Source organism: Pseudoneobacillus rhizolycopersici (assembly GCF_054786815.1).
The window spans coordinates 1-231 of record NZ_JBTOOE010000251.1; the positions used below are offsets into that span (position 1 = coordinate 1).

The following is a 231-nucleotide window of genomic DNA, read 5'->3' on the forward strand; positions in this document are numbered from 1 at the left end:
TATTCCATCCAGCCGCCGCCGAGAGCGGTGAACAGGGTGATTTCATTCGCCTGACGGGAATAGTTGAGTTCCAGCAGGGTTTGTCGGGTGGTGAAAATGTCGCGCTGGGCGCTCAGGACTTCGATGTAGCTGACCGCGCCGTGGCGATAGAGCGCAGTGGCGCGCTGCAGGGTGATATTTAGTGAAGCGAGATAGCGCTGCTGGGCGGCAATCTGATCGGCCAGGCTTTGG

General features: G+C 59.3%; 1 protein-coding gene. It reads right to left on the minus strand.

Annotated features, from left to right (window positions below):
• A partial coding sequence (locus ACX9YW_RS23625) for a TolC family protein (protein ID WP_460351255.1) occupies positions 1 to 231 on the minus strand: 231 nt, incomplete at both ends.